The sequence below is a fragment of the Ensifer sp. 22460 genome (genome assembly GCF_052044935.1).
GTDB lineage: Bacteria > Pseudomonadota > Alphaproteobacteria > Rhizobiales > Rhizobiaceae > Ensifer.
In genome coordinates this window covers 151,940-173,757 of record NZ_JBQENZ010000012.1, presented here as the reverse complement: position 1 = coordinate 173,757, position 21,818 = coordinate 151,940, and the positions used below count along the sequence as shown (strand labels likewise).

At 62.7% G+C, this 21,818-nt stretch carries 17 protein-coding genes; 6 read left to right on the top strand and 11 right to left on the bottom strand.

Translation table 11 applies throughout. The features are described 5' to 3' along the window. Nucleotides 1–477 precede the first annotated feature (477 nt). Together ampC and ACTJKM_RS17100 are read left to right on the top strand one after the other, a co-directional pair. Nucleotides 478–1,641, top strand: a complete 1,164-nt coding sequence (ampC, locus tag ACTJKM_RS17105; protein ID WP_063893416.1) for a class C beta-lactamase — start codon at nt 478–480, stop codon at nt 1,639–1,641. Between the two features lie 194 nt (nt 1,642–1,835). Beyond that, nucleotides 1,836–3,113: an alpha/beta hydrolase gene (locus tag ACTJKM_RS17100; RefSeq protein ID WP_082615711.1), complete on the top strand. Its 1,278-nt coding sequence runs from the start codon at nt 1,836–1,838 to the stop codon at nt 3,111–3,113. Between the two features lie 37 nt (nt 3,114–3,150). Here the strand turns inward: ACTJKM_RS17100 and ACTJKM_RS17095 are convergent, their stop codons facing one another. From ACTJKM_RS17095 to ACTJKM_RS17060, 8 genes are all read right to left on the bottom strand, one after another. After that, nucleotides 3,151–3,843, bottom strand: coding sequence for a response regulator (locus ACTJKM_RS17095; RefSeq protein WP_057248087.1), 693 nt, complete (start codon nt 3,841–3,843; stop codon nt 3,151–3,153). Further along, entirely contained in the window at nt 3,840–6,536 is a 2,697-nt protein-coding gene (locus tag ACTJKM_RS17090; protein WP_058329060.1) for a sensor histidine kinase, read from the bottom strand. Before ACTJKM_RS17090 ends, ACTJKM_RS17095 begins: the two co-directional genes overlap by 4 nt. A gap of 22 nt (nt 6,537–6,558) precedes the next feature. After that, nucleotides 6,559–7,128, bottom strand: coding sequence for a potassium-transporting ATPase subunit KdpC (gene kdpC, locus ACTJKM_RS17085; RefSeq protein ID WP_058329061.1), 570 nt, complete (start codon nt 7,126–7,128; stop codon nt 6,559–6,561). A 2-nt stretch (nt 7,129–7,130) separates the two neighbouring features. Next, nucleotides 7,131–9,248 (bottom strand): potassium-transporting ATPase subunit KdpB, encoded by a 2,118-nt coding sequence (gene kdpB / locus ACTJKM_RS17080; protein ID WP_058323707.1) that lies wholly within the window; start codon nt 9,246–9,248, stop codon nt 7,131–7,133. Nucleotides 9,249–9,261: 13 nt separating this feature from the next. Further along, nucleotides 9,262–10,971: a potassium-transporting ATPase subunit KdpA gene (gene kdpA, locus ACTJKM_RS17075; protein WP_058329062.1), complete on the bottom strand. Its 1,710-nt coding sequence runs from the start codon at nt 10,969–10,971 to the stop codon at nt 9,262–9,264. 21 nt (nt 10,972–10,992) lie between these two features. Then, on the bottom strand, nt 10,993–11,079 hold the full coding sequence (gene kdpF, locus ACTJKM_RS17070; protein WP_057248082.1) for a K(+)-transporting ATPase subunit F: 87 nt from the start codon (nt 11,077–11,079) through the stop codon (nt 10,993–10,995). Nucleotides 11,080–11,405: 326 nt separating this feature from the next. Further along, nucleotides 11,406–12,572, bottom strand: a complete 1,167-nt coding sequence (locus tag ACTJKM_RS17065) for an AI-2E family transporter (RefSeq protein WP_057248257.1) — start codon at nt 12,570–12,572, stop codon at nt 11,406–11,408. A gap of 187 nt (nt 12,573–12,759) precedes the next feature. Continuing rightward, nucleotides 12,760–13,983 (bottom strand): MFS transporter, encoded by a 1,224-nt coding sequence (locus tag ACTJKM_RS17060; protein WP_057248080.1) that lies wholly within the window; start codon nt 13,981–13,983, stop codon nt 12,760–12,762. A gap of 339 nt (nt 13,984–14,322) precedes the next feature. Here ACTJKM_RS17060 and ACTJKM_RS17055 point away from each other — a divergent pair, with 339 nt between their 5' ends. The 4 genes from ACTJKM_RS17055 (at nt 14,323) to ACTJKM_RS17040 (ending at nt 18,861) form a co-directional block, all read left to right on the top strand. Next, on the top strand, nt 14,323–16,023 hold the full coding sequence (locus tag ACTJKM_RS17055) for a long-chain fatty acid--CoA ligase (RefSeq protein WP_440635224.1): 1,701 nt from the start codon (nt 14,323–14,325) through the stop codon (nt 16,021–16,023). Between the two features lie 140 nt (nt 16,024–16,163). Next, nucleotides 16,164–17,789 carry a glucose-6-phosphate isomerase gene (gene pgi / locus ACTJKM_RS17050; RefSeq protein WP_058329064.1) on the top strand — a complete coding sequence of 542 codons (1,626 nt, stop codon included), beginning with the start codon at nt 16,164–16,166 and terminating at the stop codon, nt 17,787–17,789. A gap of 298 nt (nt 17,790–18,087) precedes the next feature. Then, nucleotides 18,088–18,642 carry a DUF2975 domain-containing protein gene (locus ACTJKM_RS17045; protein WP_058329065.1) on the top strand — a complete coding sequence of 185 codons (555 nt, stop codon included), beginning with the start codon at nt 18,088–18,090 and terminating at the stop codon, nt 18,640–18,642. Between the two features lie 3 nt (nt 18,643–18,645). Further along, nucleotides 18,646–18,861: a helix-turn-helix domain-containing protein gene (locus ACTJKM_RS17040; protein ID WP_058329066.1), complete on the top strand. Its 216-nt coding sequence runs from the start codon at nt 18,646–18,648 to the stop codon at nt 18,859–18,861. Nucleotides 18,862–18,876: 15 nt separating this feature from the next. On the opposite strand, the gene ACTJKM_RS17035 is transcribed toward ACTJKM_RS17040, so the two are convergent. From ACTJKM_RS17035 to pyrC, 3 genes are all read right to left on the bottom strand, one after another. Next, nucleotides 18,877–19,803 carry a carbohydrate kinase family protein gene (locus ACTJKM_RS17035; protein WP_057248075.1) on the bottom strand — a complete coding sequence of 309 codons (927 nt, stop codon included), beginning with the start codon at nt 19,801–19,803 and terminating at the stop codon, nt 18,877–18,879. Between the two features lie 82 nt (nt 19,804–19,885). After that, on the bottom strand, nt 19,886–20,578 hold the full coding sequence (locus tag ACTJKM_RS17030) for an orotate phosphoribosyltransferase (RefSeq protein WP_057248074.1): 693 nt from the start codon (nt 20,576–20,578) through the stop codon (nt 19,886–19,888). A gap of 125 nt (nt 20,579–20,703) precedes the next feature. Next, nucleotides 20,704–21,741 (bottom strand): dihydroorotase, encoded by a 1,038-nt coding sequence (gene pyrC, locus ACTJKM_RS17025; protein ID WP_057248073.1) that lies wholly within the window; start codon nt 21,739–21,741, stop codon nt 20,704–20,706. Nucleotides 21,742–21,818: the final 77 nt, after the last annotated feature.

Below are 21,818 nucleotides of genomic sequence, written 5' to 3'. Positions count from 1 at the left end.
TTGAGTGGCGTCGGATGTAAATAAGCTTCCGAGTATGCTCCCAGGATAAGGGAGGCTCTTCTGTTTTTTCTGAAGCAGCTCACCAATAAAACACATAGTCCGGAGACAAGGGCCCCAAACTTGACGGGCGAATACTACCCTTTGCCGCCGGCAATGACAATGTTCCGCGTAGTATTAGCTTTCCCGCCGCAATAACCCACAGCCTTGGCCAGGGACGTGCGCCGACGGACGAAAAACCCCCTCGCCCTAGATTTATTTGGGTCTCCCGCGAGATATCATCGTTTGTGGCCTAGCGGCGAGCGGGCTAGGTCTGGCTTGCCCGGCACGGGCCTCTTGCTTTCACCTCGCGTATCCACCGCACGGACGAAACGCACATTCAGCGGAACCGACCCGATTATCCGCTGCTGTTTCGGGCAGATGCCCGGCCAAACCATGGGCATCCCCGCCTTGCAAGAAAGAGCAGACCGAATGGATAGAATGACGACAATCAAATTAGGGCTTACTACTGCAATCCTCTTTTCACTCACCGCGACCGTCTTTGCCGCCGACGGCGAGCAGGCCCGAATTGCCGCAGCCGTGGACAAGGCAATCCGACCGATCATGGGCGAATACAAGGTGCCGGGCATGGCGATCGCGGTCACCGTTGACGGCCAGCACTACTTCGTCAACTACGGCGTCGCCTCCAAGGAAACGAAGGCGCCCGTCACCGAAAACACACTGTTCGAGCTGGGCTCGATCAGCAAGACCTTTGCCGGCACGCTCGCATCCTATGCGCAGGTGCTCGGCAAGCTGTCCTTCGACGACCATCCCGGCAAATACATGCCAGATCTCAGCGGCAGCGCGATCGACAAGGCGACCCTGCTCAATCTCGCCACCTATACCGCCGGCGGCCTGCCGTTGCAGTTCCCCGACGAGGTCAAGAGCAACGCTGACATGCTGACTTACTTCAGCAACTGGAAACCGGGCGCCGAACCAGGCAAGGAGCGTCGCTACTCCAACCCGAGCATCGGCCTCTTCGGCCATGCCGCGGGCCTGGCGATGGGCAGCAATTTCGCCACGGCGCTCGAGACCGAGTTGTTTCCGAAGCTCGGCCTCAAGCACAGCTATGTCACCGTGCCCAGAAGCGCGATGGGCAGCTACGCCTGGGGCTACGGCAAGGCAGACAAGCCGATCCGGGTCAACCCGGGCATGTTCGACGCCGAGGCCTACGGCGTGAAATCCTCCGCGGCAGACATGATCCGCTTCGTCGAAGCCAATATCCAGCCGGAGCAGTTCGACGGCCCCGTTCGCAAGGCCCTAGAGGGAACGCATATCGGCTACTTCGATACCGGCAAGATGATCCAGAGCCTCGGCTGGGAGCAGTATCCCTACCCGGTTTCGCTGGAGCGGCTGCTCGACGGCAACTCCGGGACGATGGCCATGGAAGCCAATCCGGCTACGGCATTGAACCCTCCGAAGCGGCCCGATGGCGCGACGCTTTACAACAAGACCGGATCCACCAGCGGCTTCGGCGGCTATGTCGCCTTCGTTCCGGAAAAGAAGATCGGTGTCGTCATGCTGGCGAACCGGAACTTCCCGAATCCGGAGCGCATCAAGGCAGTGCATGCAATTCTGAAGACGCTGGCAACTGCGGCGGAATAGGCGGCCAAGCGTCCATCAAAGGCACCCTCCCCGTGTTGCGGCAGCCCGCAGCACGGGAGAACCTGCGCTCATCAACAACCCAACGGCGAAACCGCAATCCCCAGCCGCTTGCATATTAGCGCCGAGTGTTGTCATCTTCGTTTCGCGAAAGCGCGATCAGATGCGGCCAAGTTCAGGCGTATATGGGGATGCCGATGTTCGAGCGGGTGGGGTTTCAGGGTTCGCTGCAGCACGGATGTGCAAGAGGAGGGCGGACAACCTTCGTCCTGGCGGCTTTGGCATTGCTTGCCGGATGCGGTGGTCATGCCAAGGGCGTGATGGCACCTGTCGCGGTCACCGCTCCCACCCCCGGTACATCGACCGTAGACATGCTTGTCGCAACCACGCGCCAACCGTCCGGCGATCCGGCGACGCTGTTTTCCGGCGAGCGAGACGCCAATACCTTCCTCACCGACGTCGCGGTCTCGATCCCGCCGGACACGGTGCGGAAATCTGGCACCGTGCAATGGCCGCGCAAGCTGCCCCCGGATCCCGCCAAGGAATTCGCCGTCACGCGTGTGCGTGAGCTCCAGACACTCGATGAAGCCAAGTCCTGGTTTCTACAACACGACGTCGGCGGCCACGCCTTCGTCTTCGTCCACGGCTTCAACAACCGCTACGAGGATTCCGTCTACCGCCTTGCCCAGATCGTCCACGACTCGGAGGTCCAGGCAACGCCAGTCCTGTTTACCTGGCCGTCCCGTGCCAATGTGTTCGACTACAATTACGACAAGGAAAGCACGAACTATTCGCGCACGGCACTCGAAGACATTCTGAAAAAGCTCTCGGACGCGCCGAAGGTGAAGGACATCACCATCCTCGCCCATTCGATGGGGACCTGGCTGACGATGGAATCGCTCCGGCAGATGGCCATCCGCGACGGCAACGTGCCGTCGAAGATCGAGAACGTCATTCTCGCCTCGCCGGATATCGATCTCGACGTCTTTGCCAAGCAATTCGTCGAGATGGGCAAGAAGCGGCCGAAGTTCACGATCTTCGTTTCGCAGGACGATCGTGCGCTGGCACTTTCGAGTTTCATTTCCGGTGACGTATCTCGCCTTGGCGCGATCGACCCATCGGCGGAGCCCTACCGTACCCAGCTGGAAAGGGCCGGCATCACCGCCATCGACCTGACCAAGGTCAAGACGGAGGACGGCCTGCATCACGGCAAGTTCGCAGAAAGCCCGCAGATCGTTCAGCTCATCGGCACGCGGCTTGCCACGGGGCAGACGCTCACCGACTCCGACATCTCGGTCGGAACCGGCATTGCCGCGGTTGTTGCCGGCACGGCGAGAAATGTCGGCAATGTCGCTGCGGTCACCGTCTCGGCGCCGGTATCGATCCTCGAAAATCCGCAGCCGACGAAGAAGAAGAGGGTGGTCGTCGGAGATACGCTGTCAAGCGACACGCCGCAGCCCGTGAAGATCAAGTGACGGATCAGCGGCTGCCGCTCTTTGACGGCAGCCGCCATCAACCGTCGTCGCCGACGAAGCGGTAGCCGACGCCCGGCTCCGTGCGGATGATCTTCGGGTCGGCCGGGTCACGCTCGATCTTGCCGCGCAACTGACCGATGAAGACTCTGAGATAGTGCAGGTCCTCGCCATGCGCGACGCCCCAGACCGAGGTCAGCAGCGTCTTGTGGGTGACGACACGGCCGGCATGGTGCGCCAGCATCACCAAGAGATCATATTCCTTCGGCGTCAGCCGCACCGGCTCGCCATCCTTCGTCACCACGCGCTTGATGGTGTCGATCGATACGCCATCGGCAGAAAGCTGCGTCTGGCCGCCCTCCATCTGGATGCGGTGACGCAGTGCCGTGCGGATGCGGGCGGTCAGCTCGCCGATGCCGAAGGGTTTTTCAATGTAATCGTCGGCGCCAAGGTCGAGCGCGGCGATCTTTTCGCTTTCACGGTCGCGGGCTGACAGGATGATGATCGGCACCTGGGACCAGCCACGCAGGTTTGCGATGACCTCCTTGCCGTCCATATCGGGCAGGCCGAGATCGAGGATGACGAGGTCCGGCGCCGTCGTTGCGGCCGCCTTCAATGCCTCGGCACCGGTCATGGCCTCCAGCACGTCATAGCCGGCAGCGCTCAATGCGGGCTTCAGGAAACGCTGGATCTGCGGTTCGTCGTCGACAACGAGGATACGCTCCACGCTCATGCACTGTCCTTTTCGGAGATTTCGGCCTTGGCGGCAGGAAAGCGCATGGAAATGCGCGTGCCGCGGCGGCGAAGCGCCGGGCTTTCCGCCTTGATCTGCCCGCCCATGGCCTCGACGAAGCCCTTGGCGATCGACAGCCCAAGGCCTGTCCCTGGCGTACGGCCATCCGCCTTGCCGCGGCGGAAAAATTTCTCGAAGACCTGCTCGAGATCCTTCGGCGCAATGCCCCTGCCGAGGTCGGTCACCGACAGCACGATCTCGTTACCGTCCGAGCGGGCATAGATGCTGATCGGCTCGTCGCCGCCATATTTGTTGGCGTTGTCGAGCAGGTTGAAGAGCACCTGCCCGAGAAGCACGCTGTCGCCGCGCATCAAAGGCAGATCCGGCGCGATGCTGGTTTCGATCTCGCGCTCGGGGAAGTATTTGCGGGCACGATCGACCGAGGCGCGCACAGCATCAGCGACATCGACCCAATCGCGCTTGGCATTAACTGTGCCCGCCTCGATGCGGGTCATGTCGAGCAGGTTCGCAACGAAGCGCGTCAGGCGCGCTCCCTCCTCCTCGATCGACTGCAGCAGGTCATCGCGGCTTTCCGGCGGCATGCGGTCGCCGAGTTGGCGCAGGCTGGTGACCGCGCCGGTGATGGTCGCAAGCGGCGTCCGGAGGTCATGGGAGATCGACGACAGGAGGGCCGCACGAAAGCGTTCGCCTTCAAGTTTCGCTGCGTGATCGAGGCTTTCGCGCGACAGACGCGCCCGGTCGACAGCGATCGCGGTCTGGTCGAGGATTGCCGCCAGCGCGCGCTCCTCGTTGATTTCAAGCGGCTTGTCCGCCTGAACGAAGCCGCAGACGCCGACGACGCCGTGTGGGCTCGTCAGCGGACGGAAGTGAAACGGGCTGTTCGGTAGCGTTCCCGTGCCATTTCCGGCCGGCTCCTTCTTGTCCATTGCCCAGCGCGCCGCCATCACGTCGGTGACGTCGAGCTCGGTGTCCGGTGGCCAGGCGGCCTTCAACTGCAGGTCCCCCTCCTCCGGCAAAAGCAGCGCCGAACTGCGCCTGAGTGTGGTCTGCATCTGCGTCACCGCCGCCCAAAGCACGTCGTCGGCCTTGGCGGTGCCGGAAAGCTTGCGGGAGAAATCGTAGAGCGCCTGGGTCGCTGCGGCGCGCCGGCGGGCGGTCTTCGCCTGTTCGCGCACCCGCGATGCGAGGCTGCCGGCAAGGGCAGCGGCGACCAGGAAGATGAAGAGCGCGAAGACCTCGTGCGGCTCGGCAATGGTGAACGTGCCGACCGGCTCGATGAAGAAGAAGTTATAGGCCAGAACCGAAAACAAAGCCGCCGCGATCGCCGAGATGTGGCCGGCATAGGTCGCCGAGGCCAAGACGGCGAGCAGATAGAGAAGCGAGATGTTGGGCAGGATGATGAAGCGCTCGATCAACAGGCCGATCGCCGTGGCCACGCCCACCGAGCCGGCGGCAATGCCAACGGCGCGCCCGGTGCCGGGCGGCAGCGTCTTTTTCGCGGTGGACCGCCGCTTGGCAGGCACCGTCTCGCGATCGGTGACAAGGTGGATGCCGACCCCGGACACGCGCTCGGCCAGGGCGTCGGGAAGAGATTGACGCAGAAAGCGCATCGGAAAGGACTGGCGGCGCGCACCGATGACGATCTGCGTCGCATGTTCGCGACGCGCAAGCTTCAAGATCTCCTCGACGAAGTCGTTGCCGATGATGCGGCGCGTCTCGGCGCCAAGCTGTTCGGCAAGACGAAAGGTCTCGTCGAGCCGGCGCACATCCTCACCATCGCCGCTCTCACGGTCGGCGCGCTCAATGAAGACGACAATCCAGGGAGCGTTCAATCCCTCTGCCAGCCGGCTTGCGGTGCGGACCACCTTCTCGGAAAGCGCATCGGACCCGATGCAGACGAGCAGGCGCTCGCCGCTCGCCCAAACGCCTTCGATCGCATTCTGCTTGAGGTAGTCGACCATCTGGTCGTCGACCCGGTCGGCCGTGCGCCTGAGCGCCAGTTCGCGCAGTGCCGTCAAGTTGCCGAGGCGAAAGAAGCGATCGACAGCACGCTTGGCGCTGTCGGGCAGGTATACCTTGCCCTCCTTCAGCCGCTCGATCAGTTCGGCCGGCGGGAGATCGACGAGCAGCACCTCGTCGGCCCGCTTCAGTACCGTATCCGGCACCCGCTCGCGCACAGGCACGCCAGCGATCTGCGCAACGACATCGGAAAGACTTTCCAGGTGCTGGATGTTGAGCGCTGTCCAGACATCGATGCCGGCGGCGATCAGTTCCTCGATGTCCTGATAGCGCTTCGGATGCCGGCTTTCAGCCGGGTTGCTGTGAGCGAGCTCGTCAACGACGATGATCTTGGGACGTCGGGCAAGGGCCGCATCCAGGTCGAACTCGGACAGCACGCGGCCGCGAAGGGGCACATCGCGGCGTGGCAAGATTTCTAGTCCCTCGACCAGCGCGGCGGTCTCGCTGCGCCCATGGGTTTCGACAAGCCCGATGACGATATCGACGCCGTCTTCCTTCAGACGACGGGCCCGGCTCAGCATCGCATAGGTCTTGCCGACGCCTGGGGCTGCGCCGAGGAAAACGGTCAGTTTTCCTCGGCGGTCCTGCGCGGCAAGGGCCAGCAGTGCGTCTGGATCCGGGCGACTTTTGGCGTCGCGTTCACTGTCGGGCATTCATCGTCTCAGGCGTGAGGTATCAGGTTCGGGGCGCATCAAGGGCCAGATTGAGTTCTAGCACATTGACGCGCGGCTCGCCTACGACCCCGAGCAGACGACCTTCCGTCGCCCTGTCGACCAGAGCTGTGACATCCGCCTCGCTGAGACCGCGCGCCTTGGCAATGCGGGCCACCTGCGCCTGGGCAAAAGCCGGCGTGATATGCGGATCGAGGCCGGAGCCTGACGTCGTCACCGCATCAGCAGGAATTTCGCCCGTAAAGCCGGCGGTCTTCAGTCGCTCGACGTCGGCGGCGACGCGATCCTTCAGCTTGACCGAGGTCGTGCCAAGGTTGGAGCCACTCGAGGCGCCGGCATTGTAGGCTTCCGGTCCGGTCGCCGATGGGCGGGGCCAGAAGTATTTGTCGGAGGTGAAGTTCTGGCCGATCAGCTCGGAACCGATCAGGGCACCGTCCTTCTCGATGAGGCTGCCGTTTGCCTGTGCCGGCATCAGCACCTGCGACATGCCGGTGATGGCGAAGGGATAGGCAAGCCCGGTGATGAGCGTCAAGAGCAATGTCATCACGATGGCAGGGCGAAGTTGGTTCAGCATGGTTACACCAGATTGAGTGCGTTGACGGCGAGATCGACGAGCTTGATACCTGCGAAGGGCAACAGGATGCCGCCGAGACCGTAGACGAGGAGGTTGCGACGCAAGAGCGCTGCGGCACCAACTGGCCGATACTTGACGCCCTTCAGCGCTAGCGGGATCAGCGCGACGATGATCAACGCGTTGAAGATGACCGCCGAGAGGATCGCCGATTGCGGCGAGGCAAGGCCCATGACGTTGAGTGCGGCGAGCGCCGGATAGGTGGTGATGAACAACGCCGGGATGATGGCGAAGTACTTCGCCACGTCGTTGGCGATGGAGAAGGTCGTCAGCGAACCGCGGGTCATCAGGAGCTGCTTGCCGATTTCGACGATTTCGATGAGCTTTGTCGGGCTGGAATCGAGATCCACCATGTTGGCGGCCTCGCGGGCGGCCTGCGTGCCGGTCTGCATGGCAACGCCGACATCGGCCTGGGCAAGCGCCGGCGCATCGTTGGTGCCGTCGCCGCACATGGCAATGAGGCGTCCGCCCTGCTGTTCCTTGCGGATATAGGCAAGCTTGTCCTCAGGCGTTGCTTCGGCCAGGAAGTCGTCGACACCAGCTTCGGATGCGATCGCTGCAGCGGTCACCGGGTTGTCGCCGGTCACCATGACGGTGCGGATGCCCATGGCGCGAAGGGCGGCAAAGCGCTCCTTGATGCCCGGCTTGACGACGTCCTTCAAGTGGATGACGCCGAGCAGGCGCGGGCCGTCGGCGACGGCGAGCGGCGTGCCGCCGGTGCGCGCCACCTGGTCGACGGCGCGGCGGAACTCGGCCGGCACATTCTCGTCGCGGATGCCCGTAAACTTCAGGATCGAGTCGACCGCACCCTTGCGCAGCCGGCGGCCGCCGAAATCGACGCCCGAAAGCCTCGTCTCCGCAGCAAAGGGGATGACCGCATCGATGCCGGTCGTACCGGCCGAGCTTGCGCCACCGCCGACGGCAAGCGCGACGACCTCCCCCTTTCCGGACGCGGGAAGCGAAACATCCGGCGCCTGGCGGCCGAACTCGCCGGTCGCAAGCGCTGCGATCGAGCGTCCCTCCGGCGTTTCGTCGGCAAGGCTCGCAAGCAGCGCTGCGTCGGCAAGCTCCGCCTCGCTGACGCCCGGCACCGGCATGAAGTCGGCGGCCATGCGGTTGCCGAAGGTGATCGTACCTGTCTTGTCGAGCAGCAGCGTGTCGACGTCGCCGGCGGCCTCGACCGCGCGGCCGGAGGTGGCAATCACGTTGAAGCGGACCAGGCGGTCCATGCCGGCGATACCGATGGCCGAGAGCAGGCCACCGATGGTGGTCGGGATCAGAGTGACGAGCAGCGCAGAAAGCACGGTGACCGACAGCAGAGTGCCGGAATAGCCGGCGAGCCCCCAGAGTGTGACGACGGCCACGAGGAAGATCAGCGTCAGGCCCGAGAGCAGGATCGACAGCGCGATCTCGTTCGGGGTCTTCTGGCGCTGGGCACCCTCGATCAGCGCGATCATGCGGTCGACGAAGGTATTGCCGGGCGCAACGCCGATGCGGACCTTGATCCAATCGGAAAGCACCTGCGTGCCGCCGGTGACGGCCGAACGGTCGCCGCCGGATTCACGAATGACAGGAGCCGATTCACCGGTAATCGCGCTTTCGTTGACGGAAGCGACACCCTCGACGACGTCGCCGTCACCGGGGATCAGTTCCCCAGCTTCGACCAGAACGACGTCGCCGACCTTCAGCGAAGTCGCCGGGATCGTCTGGGTTTCGCGACCCTCGGCCGATACGAGCTTGCGTGCCGTCAGTTCGGATTTGGTGCGACGCAGACTGTCGGCCTGAGCCTTGCCGCGGCCTTCGGCGACAGCCTCGGCAAAGGTGGCGAAGAGCACGGTGAACCACAGCCAGGCGGCGATCTGCCCGGAGAAGAGCGGGCTGCCGGTGCCGGTCATAAGATCGCGGACAAAGAGGCCAGTGACCACGGCCGCAACCACTTCGGTGACGAAGATCACCGGGTTGCGCACGAGTTGGCGCGGATCGAGCTTGACGAAGGCCGCCTTGATAGCCGGCAGGAGGATTGCCGGATCCAGAAGACTTGGAGCAACTGGTTTGGAAGACATGTGTCGAATTCCTTTAGAAGGTCTGGCCGGCAAGCATCGAGAAATGCTCGACGATGGGACCGAGAGCGAGCGCCGGGAAGAACTGCAGCCCGCCGAGAATGAGGATGATGCCAACGAGCAGGCCGACGAAGAGCGGCGTGTCGGTCGGGAAGGTGCCCTTGGAGGCCGGTACACGGGTCTTGACCGCGATCGAGCCGGCGATCGCCATGACGGGCACCGCATAGGCAAAGCGACCGAGCAGCATGGCGAGACCAAGCGTGGTGTTGTACCAGGGCGTATTGCCGGTAAGGCCACCAAAGGCCGAGCCGTTGTTGCCGGCAGCCGAAGTGAAGGCATAGAGGATTTCCGACAGGCCGTGCGGGCCTGCGGTACCGATGCTTGCGACGGCAAAAGGCAGCATGGCGGAGACGGCGGCAAAGCCGAGGATCGTCACCGGCAGGATGAGGACCGCGAACATCGCGTATTTCATCTCGCGAGATTCGATCTTCTTGCCGAGCAGTTCCGGCGTGCGGCCAACCATCAGGCCGGCGACGAAGACGGCGAGGATGGCAAAGACGACCATGCCGTAGAGACCGGACCCAACGCCACCAGGCAGAACTTCGCCGAGCTGCATCAGGAACATCGGTACAAGACCGCCGATACCGGTGAGCGAGCCGTGCATCCCGTTGACGCCGCCATCCGACAGGCCGGTGGTGACCGCGGCATAGAGCGCCGTCATCGCCTGGCCGAAACGGACTTCCTTGCCTTCCATGTTGCCCTGGGCAGCATCGAGACCGAGTGTCGTCAGGATCGGGTTGCCCTGCGCTTCCGCCCAGTAGACCACCGCGACGCCCGATATCAAAAGGATGCCGGTAACGGCGATGAAGGCCCAGCCCTGGCGACGGTTACCGACCATCTGGCCGAAGGTGTAGACGAGGGCGGCCGAGATCGACAGCATCGCGAAGATGTTGAGGTAATTGGAGAGGGCCGTCGGGTTTTCGAACGGGTGGGCGGCGTTGACGTTGAAGAAGCCGCCACCATTGGTGCCGAGCTGCTTGATCGCCTCCTGGCTCGCGACCGGGCCGAGCGAGATCGTCTGCTTGGCGCCTTCGAGCGTCGTTGCGGTGAGGTCCGCGTGGAAGGTCTGCGGCAGGCCGGTCCAGACCATGGCAAGCGCCATGACGACGGCGATCGGCAACAGCACGTAGAGGGTCGAACGGGTGAGATCGACCCAGAAATTGCCGACGGTTGAGGCGTTCGAGCGGGCAAAGGCGCGGGTCACGGCGAGCGCCATGGCGATGCCGGTCGCCGCCGACACGAAGTTATGCACCGTCAGCCCCGCCATCTGGCTGAAATGGCTGAGCGTGGTTTCGCCGCCGTAGTTCTGCCAGTTGGTGTTGGTGACGAAGCTGACCGCCGTGTTGAAGGCGAGATCGGATGGCATGCCGGCAAAACCCTGCGGGTTCATCGGCAGGTAAGCCTGCAGCCGCAGAATCGCATAGAGAGAAACGAAGCCTGCAAGGCTGAAGGCGAGCATCGACATCGCGTAGGCGAGCCAGCCCTGCTCCTTGTTCGGATCGACGCCGGCGGCGAGACAAAGACCGCGCTCGACAGGACCGAGGACAGGTGAAAAGACGTTGCGTTCACCGGAGAAGACCCGCGCCATGTAAAGCCCCAGCGGCTTGATGACGATCAGGACGGCGATGAAGAGGAGGCTGATCTGCAGCCACCCGATGATAGACATGAGATTTCTCCGCGAAGGGCGTCAGAATCGTTCGGGGCGAACGAGGGTGACGACGAGATAGGCCGCAAGGGCGACGGCGACTGCGAGACCAATCAGGGCTTCGAACATGACGCCCTCCTCAAAGACGGCTCAGCGCGCGCGCATAAAGCGCAAACACGACAAAGCCGCCGATGCCGGCGGCAAGGAAAAGAACATCGGACATGCAAAAATACTCCGGACTATTGAAGTCCGGATCTTGCGTCCGCTCAGGGTCAATTATCGATTGCGATGGTTGGGAGGGGGTGTAAGGAAAAGATAAAGACGCCCGCCGACGACATTCCGAGAGAGGCGGAAAGCGCAGATACGAGGCATCGGATCATCTCGCGTTTCCAATGAAACAGGGAGACGGTCTCACCGGCCGCGCCCAGGCAACCGGCGGCTCAGCCATTGGTGACTCAGCCCTTGATGATGTGGTTGACGGTCGTGTCGGTGGGGGTGGGGGTGGTGACTTCACGCATCCACTCGCGCCAGATGGCAACCAGCAGCGCCATCAGCACCGGGCCGACGAAGAGGCCGAGGAAACCCATGGTCTTCACGCCGCCGACGAGGCCGAAGAAGGTCGGCAGGAAGGGAAGCTTGATCGGCCCGCCGACGAGGCGCGGACGCAGCGTCTTGTCGACGATGAAGAGTTCGGTCGTGCCCCAGGCAAACAGCGCGATGCCGTGAACCGGCGAACCGCTGGCGACGAGATAGACCGAGACCAGCGAGAAGCACAGCGGCGCACCACCAGGAACAAGCGCCATCAGGCCGGTGATGATGCCGAGCGTGACCGGCGACGGAACGCCGGCGAGCCAGTAGGCGACGCCGAGAACTATGCCTTCTCCGATGGCGATGATGCCCATGCCGGTGACTGTGGAGCTGATCGTCATTGGCACGACGCGCGACAAGCGCTCCCAGCGCATCGGGAAGATGCGTTCGCCGAGACGGTCGAGCTGGCCGGAGAAGGACTGGCCATCACGATAGACGAAGAACAGCGTGATCAGCATGAAGAGCAGCGTCAGGAAGGCGTGAAAGGTCGACGCGCCGACGACGAGGACGCCGCGGTAGATGTTGCCGATGTTGGAGCCGCTGACCAACTGGACCAGTTCCCCGAGCGCACCCGGATGACCGACATGCTTGACCCATTGTTCGCCAAGCCAAACGCCGGCAATCGGAATGCTGGTCAGCCAGGCGGGAACCACGGCACCGTTGGCATTGGTCTCGACGGCCCAGACGACCCAGTCGCGCACTTCGTCCACCGCATAGACGGCAGCAAGAGAAATCGGCACGACGATGAAGGAGATGACGCAGACGATGGCGATGGTGGCCGCAAGCGTGCGGTTGCCGTTCACGGCGGCAAGCAGCCGGCGATAGATCGGCCAGCTGGCAAAGCCGATGACGACGGCGGCCAGAACCGGGACGAGGAAACCGTGGAAAAAGTAAACGCCGGCAAGAAGAACGAAGACCAGCATCCAGCGGGCAGCCGTCATCGGTCCAACGAGGGCATGGCGCGAAATCGCGGTGTGCCCGAGAAGCCGTGGCTCCACGGCGAAGTTTTCTCGTTCGCGATTGCCCAATTGCACCAATGATCCTCCGTCTTTCGACGAGCTTACAACAATCCAGAGGCCTTGCCAGCCTTTGCAGCGCCAAGCGCGGCCCTTTGCCCCTGCTTTACGGTAGTTTGAGGGCGATAACTGACGCTAGCGGCGGGACATGACAGAAAAATTTAGGAGGGTTCAAGATCCCCAGGCTTTCTTTCGGCCTGATCGGTCATTCCGCCGCAGGCTTGGCACGCATGCCGGCCGGTTGAGCGCGATCGACAAAGACGGATGCGAGGAAGATGCCGAAGCCGGCAACGCCGAGAACGGCGCCGACGAGGCCTGTGGAGGTCCAGCCATAGCCTGCAGCGATCGAGGCACCGCCGAGCCAGGCGCCAAGCGCGTTGGCGAGATTGAAGGCGGAATGGCTAAGGGCGGCGGCAAGCGTCTGTGCCTCGCCGGCGACATCCATCAGCCGGGTCTGCACGCCCGGCACGACGGCGAAACCGCCGCCGATGAAGAGCACGTTGACGATCGCGATCCACGGATTGCCCATGGTGAAATAGAAAAGCACATAGGCGAAGATGTTGAAGACGATGGCGATGCCGATTGCCGGCAGCAGCGCCCAATCGGCCAGTCGCGCGCCGACGATGTTGCCGAGGATCATGCCGGCGCCGAAGACCGAGAGCATGACCGGCACATTGGCAAGAGAAACACCTGCGACCTCGGTCAGCGCCGGCGTGATGTAGCTGAAGACTGCGAACATGCCGCCGCAGCCGATGGCGCAGATGCCAAGCATCAGCCAGACCTGCAGCTTGCCAAGCGCGCCGAGCTCGCGAAGCGGCGTTGCCTTCGGATTGCCCTTGTCGCGCGGCACGTGGACGAAGGTCAGCGCCACGGTCAAAAGGCTGATGGCGCCGACGATGGCGAAAGCGGACCGCCAGCCGAGCGCCTGGCCGAACCACGCGACAAGCGGCGTGCCGAAGAGGGTTGCGATCGTCAGCCCCATCATCACCCGGCCGACTGCGCGCGCCCGCTGGTTCGGCGCCGCGAGGCCGGCGGCCACCAAGGCGGCCACACCGAAATACGCACCATGCGGCAGGCCGGCGAAGAAGCGCGCGGCGATCAGCGTGTAGAAATCCGGTGCGATCGCGCTTGCAAAATTGCCGACGGCGAAAACCAGCATCAGCGCGAGCAGCACGCGGAAGCGGGAGAAGCGGGCAGCAAGCACCGCGATCAGCGGCGCGCCGACGACGACGCCGAGAGCATAGGCGCTGATCACTGCCCCTGCCCGCGGCACCGAAACGGCGACATCCTCAGCGACTTGCGGCAAGAGACCCATGATCGCGAACTCGCCGGTGCCGATCCCGAAGCCGCCGACTGCAAGCGCCACTTCGGCAGCAGAAACACGGGCACGGCGCGGTTCGACGGCGGAAGAACAAGCTTCGTCACACATGAGCAATGGCCTGCGTCGTCCGGCCCGAGCGGACCGGAGAAGAATCTGGGGGATATGTCGGCGGATGTTGGATCGAACCAACAGGGATATGCTGCAATGCAATACAGTGTTTTGCCCTAGCAGGCAAAGGCTTTGCAGCTCTCGTCATACTTTTTCAAGGGCGCAATCCGCGCCCGTTAACCGTAAGCTCAGTTGACGTTTACGTCAAAGTTATATAATCCCGAATCTCAGCTTGAAGAGGTGTCTCAAAAGCATCATCTTCATCGGCATGAGAAGGTCAGGAGGGATTTTCTCAGGCCGCGAGCAGGCCAGCCTGTGGCGACCAGAGGGAGAGAGGTCATGGTGGAAGTCAGCGCACAACAAACGGGTACCAGCCCAGGCAAGATCTGGCTGAAATCCTATCCACCCGGCATAGCCGCCGAAATCGGCCCCCTGCCCTATAAATCGATCGGCGAATTTTTCGACCACGCCGTCGCCCGCTATTCGACCCGCCCAGCCTTCACCTGCATGGGCAAGACGCTGAGTTTTGCGGACCTCAATGCCGAATCCGCCAAGATCGGTGCCTGGCTGCAATCTCTCGGCCTCGTCAAGGGCGACCGTGTCGCCGTGATGATGCCGAACATCCTGCAGAACCCCGTCATCGTCTACGGCATTCTTAGAGCCGGCTTTACCGTCGTAAACGTCAACCCGCTCTATACGCCGCGCGAGTTGCAGCACCAGCTCGTCGATTCCGGCGCCAAGGCGATCTTCGTTCTGGAAAACTTCGCGCATACGGTGCAGCAGGTGGCCGACAAGACCTCGGTCAAGCACGTCGTCGTCGCAACGATGGGCGACATGCTGGGCCTCAAGGGCGCGATCGTCAATCTCGTGGTCCGTCGCGTCAAGAAGCTGGTTCCCGCCTGGTCGATCCCCGGTCACCTCTCCTTCAAAAACGTGCTCGCCAAGGGCGGCCGAGCCAAGTTGACGAAGCCGAACGTTGTTCCCAGCGACGTCGCCTTCCTGCAGTATACTGGCGGCACCACGGGTGTTTCGAAGGGCGCAACACTCACCCATTCGAACCTGCTCTCCAACATGGCGCAGATGGAGATCTGGTTCCACACGGCGTTCCGCTCACGCGCCCGCCCGGAAAATCTCGTCTTCATGTGCGCGCTGCCGCTCTACCACATCTTCGCGCTGACGGTGAATTCGCTGATGGGCCTTGCCACCGGCGGCAACAACATCCTGATCCCGAACCCGCGCGACATTCCGGGCTTCGTCAAGGAACTCGGCAAGCACAAGATCAATATCTTCCCGGGCCTCAACACGCTGTTCAACGCGCTGATGAACAATGCGGAGTTCCAGAAGCTCGATTTCTCGTCGCTGATGCTGACCTTCGGTGGCGGCATGGCGATCCAGCGTCCGGTCGCCGAACGCTGGAAGCAGATGACCGGTTGCTCGATTGCCGAAGGCTACGGCCTGTCGGAGACTTCGCCGGTGGCAACGGCCAACATCCTCGACGCGACCGAGTTCACCGGCACGATCGGCATGCCGATCCCTTCGACCGAAGTCGAGATCCGCGACGACCTGGGCAACACGCTGCCGATTGGCGAAGTCGGCGAGATCTGCATTCGCGGCCCGCAGGTGATGGCCGGCTACTGGCAGCGGCCGGATGAAACAGCCAAGGCGATCTCGCCGGACGGTTTCTTCCGCTCGGGCGATATCGGCTTCATGAACACGGACGGCCTAGTCAAGATCGTCGACCGCAAGAAGGACATGATCCTCGTTTCCGGCTTCAACGTCTTCCCGAACGAGATCGAGGAAGTAGCGATGACCCATCCGGGCATTCTCGAATGCGCCGCGATCGGCGTTCCCGACGAGCATTCCGGCGAGGCCGTCAAGCTCTTCGTGGTCAAGAAGGATCCGGCGCTGACGGAGGACGACGTGAAGCGCCACTGCGCCGCCAACCTCACCAACTACAAGCGCCCGCGTTACGTCGAATTCCGCACCGAGCTGCCGAAAACCAATGTCGGCAAGATCCTGCGTAAAGACCTGCGCGGCTGAATTAGTCCAAAATTCAAACGATTTAATAAATCCTGAAAACCGCCACTTCGGCGGTTTTGCGGGCTTGATTTGAGCGGCTTAAAGCGAATAGCTACGCAGGCGATTGTCCGACACCCCTGTCCGACACAAGGAGCCCTGCGATGAAAGCGCTTGTCGACCAACTCAAAGCAACCGCCTCTGAGACCAACGCAACCGATATCCGCGCTGCCTTCGCCAGCGACGCCGAACGCTTCCAGCGCTTCAGCACCACGCTCGGCGACCTGCTGCTCGACTATTCGAAATGCGCCGTCAATGACAGGGTGCTTGACGGCCTCGAAGCGCTAGCCAAGGCGGCCAAGGTCGAGGAGAAGCGGGACGCCATGTTCCGCGGCGACATTATCAACATCACCGAGGAGCGTGCCGTGCTGCACACGGCGCTGCGCAACCGCGGCAACCGCGCGATCCTCGTCGACGGCAAGGACGTGATGCCCGACGTCAACGGCGTGCTCGACGCCATGGGCGCCTTTGCCGACGGCATCCGCTCGGGCGCGCTGAAAGGCGCCACCGGCAAGAAGATCACCGATGTCATCAACATCGGCATCGGCGGCTCCGACCTTGGCCCGGTCATGGCGACGCTGGCTCTCGCGCCCTTCCATGACGGCCCGCGCCTTCACTTTGTCTCCAACATCGACGGCGCCCACATCGCCGACACGCTGAAGCTCGTCGATCCGGAAACCTCGCTCTTTATCATCGCCTCGAAGACCTTCACGACGATCGAGACGATGACCAATGCCGCGACCGCCCGCGCCTTCATCGCCGACAAGCTCGGCGAGGTCGCCGTCGGCCACCACTTCGCTGCCGTCTCGACGGCGCTCGACAAGGTCGCCGCCTTCGGCATCGACCAGGCCCGCGTCTTCGGTTTCTGGGATTGGGTCGGCGGCCGCTACTCGATCTGGTCCGCGATCGGCCTGCCGCTGATGATCGCCATCGGCAAGGAGAATTTCGGGCGCTTCCTCGATGGCGGCCATGCCATCGACGAGCATTTCCGCACCGCCCCGATCCGCAAGAACATTCCCGTCCTGCTCGGCCTTCTCGGCTTCTATAACCGCAACGTGCTCGGCTACCCGTCGCGCGCGATCCTGCCTTATGACCAGCGTCTGTCGCGCTTCCCTGCCTATCTGCAACAGCTCGACATGGAATCGAACGGCAAGGCGGTAACGCTCGACAGCAAGCCGGTCGAATTTTCGACTGGTCCCGTCGTCTGGGGCGAGCCCGGCACCAATGGCCAGCACGCATTCTATCAGCTCATCCACCAGGGCACGGACATCATCCCGGCCGAGTTCATGATCGCGGCAAACGGCCATGAAAAGAACCTGCGCCACCAGCACGAACTGCTGATTGCCAATTGCCTAGCGCAATCCGAGGCGCTGATGAAGGGTCGTACCCTGGCTGAGGCCAAGGCGCAGCTCACTGCCAAGGGCATGGCCGACGTCAAGGCTGACAAGATCGCGCCGCACCGCGTCTTTGCCGGCAACCGCCCGTCGCTGACGATCGTCTACGACCAGCTCGACCCGTTCGCGCTCGGCCGCCTGATCGCGCTCTACGAGCACCGCGTCTTCGTCGAAGGCGCGCTCTTCAACATCAACTCCTTCGACCAGTGGGGCGTCGAACTCGGCAAGGAGCTGGCAACAGGCCTGCTTCCGGTCGTCGAAGGCAAGGAAAGTGCTGCCGGCCACGATTCTTCAACCGCAGGTCTGGTCGCAGCGTTGCTGAAGGCAGCGCGCTGAGGAGCATCTCCAAGCGGTTCCATCCTGAACCGCATCGCGTCAAACGATAAGGCCCGAAGCGCAGATCGCGCCTCGGGCCTTATCATATAGCGCAGGCCGGCAGCACCGTGGCGCCCGCCGGTTTCAGCACCTGCATCAGATCGAGATTCGATAGGACCGGAAAATAGTATTCAACTGCAGGAAAAGACAGGGATTTTTGAGAAATCGAAGAGGCATGCCGCGACACCAAAATCACAATTGACGAGAATTACTTATTGTTTTACGATAAAAATACAAGCCAAACGATAAGGGAATTTTTATGACGGAAACCGCCGAGAGGCTGCGCAAGCTCAGCCGCTTCATGAAGCTCATGGTGGTGTTGAGCGGCGCACTGTTCTGCTCAGCCGTCGTCTACGGGCACTGGCAGATTTTCTTCGACCGACAGGGCTTCGAACAGGGTATTCGGGACGTCGTCTTTCCCCGCGTCGATGTCATCACCCTTTCCTACCGCGCCATCGCCACCGTCATTTTCCTGACCGCGATCAACAACGCACTCGTCATCGCCGGCCTCGCCTTCGCGTGGCAGCTGTTCGATGGCTTCCAGCGCGGCGAGATTCTTACCAGCCGCAATGGCGTGCTGTTGCGGCGCGTGGGGCTGACGGCGCTTGCGGGAGCACTATGCATGACGATCAGCAATGGCATCGGCATCCTGGCTGTCACCTACGACAACCCGGGCACCACGGGACATGCGGTGGTCTTCGATATCAGTGGCGGCGCTATCATCGTGCTGCTGATGGCGGGGCTCGTCGTCGGTCTCGGCCACGTCCTGGTCATCGCGTCGGGGGTCGAGGCGGAGAACAGGAGCTTCGTCTAGCGGATGCCGATCGTCGTCAATCTCGATGTGATGCTGGCGAAGCGCAAGGTCCGCTCACGCGATCTCGCCGAGCAGGTGGGGATCACCGAGCAGAACATCTCGCTGTTGAAATCGGGAAAAGTGAAAGGCGTGCGCTTCGATACGCTGGAGAAGATCTGCGCCGTGCTGCAATGCCAGCCGGGCGATATCCTGGAATACCGCCCGGAACAGGAAGAGTAGGCCAGAGAAAATGACTCAGAGGCCGATTTCGTGCTTCCACGGCGGGTTCGCGCCGGCGCGCGAGACGGTGACCGCGGCGGCCTTGGCGGCGAGCGCCAGCGCGTTGCGAACGGCAGTTTCGCTGAGATCGGCGACATCGGCCTTGGTCAGGAGACCGCCGAGCTTGAGGGATGCCAGCACGCCGGCATCGAACGTGTCGCCGGCGCCGACAGTGTCGACCACCGTGACCTTCTCGCCCGCAACTTCGACCTTGTGGCGCGCCGTGTAGCCGACGGCGCCATCGGCGCCCTTGGTGATCAGCACCAGCTTCGGTCCGCGCTTCAGCCATTCGGCGGCAAGGTCGTCGTGGCTGCCTTCCATGCCGAACCAGGCAAGATCTTCGTCGGAGAACTTGATGATATCCGACATCGCCGCCATGCGGTTCATGCGGGCGAGATGTGCCTCGCGGTCCCGGATGAAGCCGGGCCGGATGTTCGGATCGAAGGAGATGACCCGCTTCTCGTGCTCGCGCGTCATCAAGGCTTCATAGGTCGAGCCGCAGGGCTCGGGGATCAGGCTGATCGCACCGAAATGCAGCGCCTCGCAGAAATCGCCAAGCGCCGGCAGGTGCTCTGACGTGATCATCCGGCCTGCCGTGTTTTCATCAAAGAAGGCGTAGCTTGCATGGCCATTGACGAGCTTAACGAAGGCAAGCGTCGTATGCAGCGAAAGCGTCGCGCACGGACCGAAATCGACATTCGCCGCCTTCAGCGTTTCGCGCAGGATATCGCCGAACATGTCGTCGGAGAGGCCCGTGAAGAAACCGGTCTGGATGCCAAGGCGCCCGAGCGCGATTGCCGTGTTGAAGATCGCTCCGCCGGCATAGGGCGCAAACGCGCTCTCGCCCGCGGCCGTGTCCCGCGGCAGCATGTCGATCAGCGCTTCTCCGCAACATACGATCATCGGCTCTTCCTCCTCGATGGACTTCAATCGATTTAAAAACGAAAACTCAGGAGTTGCGAGGCCCCNGGGGCCTCTTCAATCGTTAGGCCAGGGCGCTCACGCCGCCGTTGCGGCCGGACCAGGCGAGCGGCGCGTTGAGGAAGGCTTCGACTTCGCTCAGCGTCTTCTCGTCGAACAGCGCCTGCTCGCGGGCAACCGCAAGGACGTTGCGCCAGGTCGCGATCCAGTGCAGATCGACGCCCTTGCCCTTCATCTCGCCGACCGCTTCCGGGAAGATGTCGTAGTAGAAGAGCGCAATGCCGTGGTCGACGATGCCGCCGGCCGCACGAATGGCGTCGATGAACTTGAACATCGAACCGCCGGCCGTCGTCAGGTCCTCGATAACGAGCACGCGTGCGCCTTCCGGCATGTGCCCTTCGATCTGGGCGTTGCGGCCGTGGCCCTTCGGCGCCTTGCGGACATAGATCATCGGCAGGCCCAGGCGCTCGGCGAGCATGGCCGCGAAGGGAATGCCGGCCGTTTCGCCGCCGGCAACCACGTCGAATTTCTCGAAACCGGCCTGACGCAGGATCGTGGCTGCGGCAAAATCCATCACAGCCGAACGGATGCGCGGGTAGGAAATCAGCTTGCGGCAGTCGATATAGACGGGGCTCGCCATGCCGGACGACAGCTTGTAGGGCTCATCGGCACGGAAGTGTACAGCCTTGATCTCCCAGAGCATCTTGGCGACCAGCTCAGCCATAACGGCCTTGTCGGTGAACGCGTTGGAAAACATCAAACTCTCCTTCAAAACTCTACAGCGCCGCGCGTCTGTTCAGACGCGCAAAGGTCGCTGTAACATTTTTAACTGCTGCATAATTTTGTCCTTGGATCCATCCGATACAAGGAATTATGCAGTGATCAGACGACGGCCCAGTGCAGCGGGAACATCGGATCGAAAACGGTGACCAGACCGGCGCCGGTCTCGATCTTCTTGGGATAGGTGACCGCTTCAGCCTGCTTGCGCAGCGTGATCGTTTCCTCGTTGACCGGCAGACCGTACCAGGTGGGGCCGTTCAGCGAGGCGAAGGCTTCGAGCTTGTCGAGTGCACCCTCCTCCTCGAACACATGCGCCAGGCAGCTCATGGTGTTGATCGAGGTGTAGATGCCGGCGCAGCCGCAGGCGCATTCCTTCAGCGGATCGACATGGGGGGCGGAGTCGGTGCCGAGGAAGAAGCGCTTGTCGCCGGAGACGGCGGCCGCGCGCAGCGCCAGACGGTGGTTCTCACGCTTGGCGACCGGCAGGCAGTAGTAGTGCGGCTTGATCCCGCCGACCAGGATCGCATTGCGGTTGATGATCAGGTGATGGGTGGTGATCGAGCCGGCAAGGTTTGCCTTCGACGCCTTGATGTAATCGATGCCGTCCTTGGTGGTGACGTGTTCCATCGTCACCTTCAGTTCCGGCAGCCGCTTGCGCAACGGATCGAGCACGGTCTCGATGAACACGGCTTCGCGGTCGAAGATGTCGACATCCGAGCTCGTGACCTCGCCATGGACGCAGAGCGGCAGGCCGACCTTCGCCATGCGCTCCAGCACCGGCATCGCTTCATCGATGTTGCGCACGCCGCTGTGCGAATTGGTCGTCGCGCCCGCCGGGTAAAGCTTGACCGCCTTGACGAGGCCGCTCCTGTGGCCGGCCTCGACGTCGTCAGGATTGGTGCCTGCGGTGAGATAGAGCGTCATCAGCGGCTCGAACCGGTCGCCCGCGGGAAGCGCGGCGAGGATGCGCTCGCGATAGGCGCTGGCGTCGGCGGTCGTCACGACCGGCGGCACCAGGTTGGGCATGATGATCGCGCGGGCGAAATGGCGGCTGGTATCGGCGATAACGCCTTTCAGCATGTCGCCGTCGCGCAGGTGAAGGTGCCAATCATCCGGCCGGCGGATAACGAGGTCTTGCATGGTCAGCGTTCTCCTAGCTCAGAACGGAATGCAGGCGGAAACCGCTTACACTCATCCCGCTCTGCTCGCGCCCGATC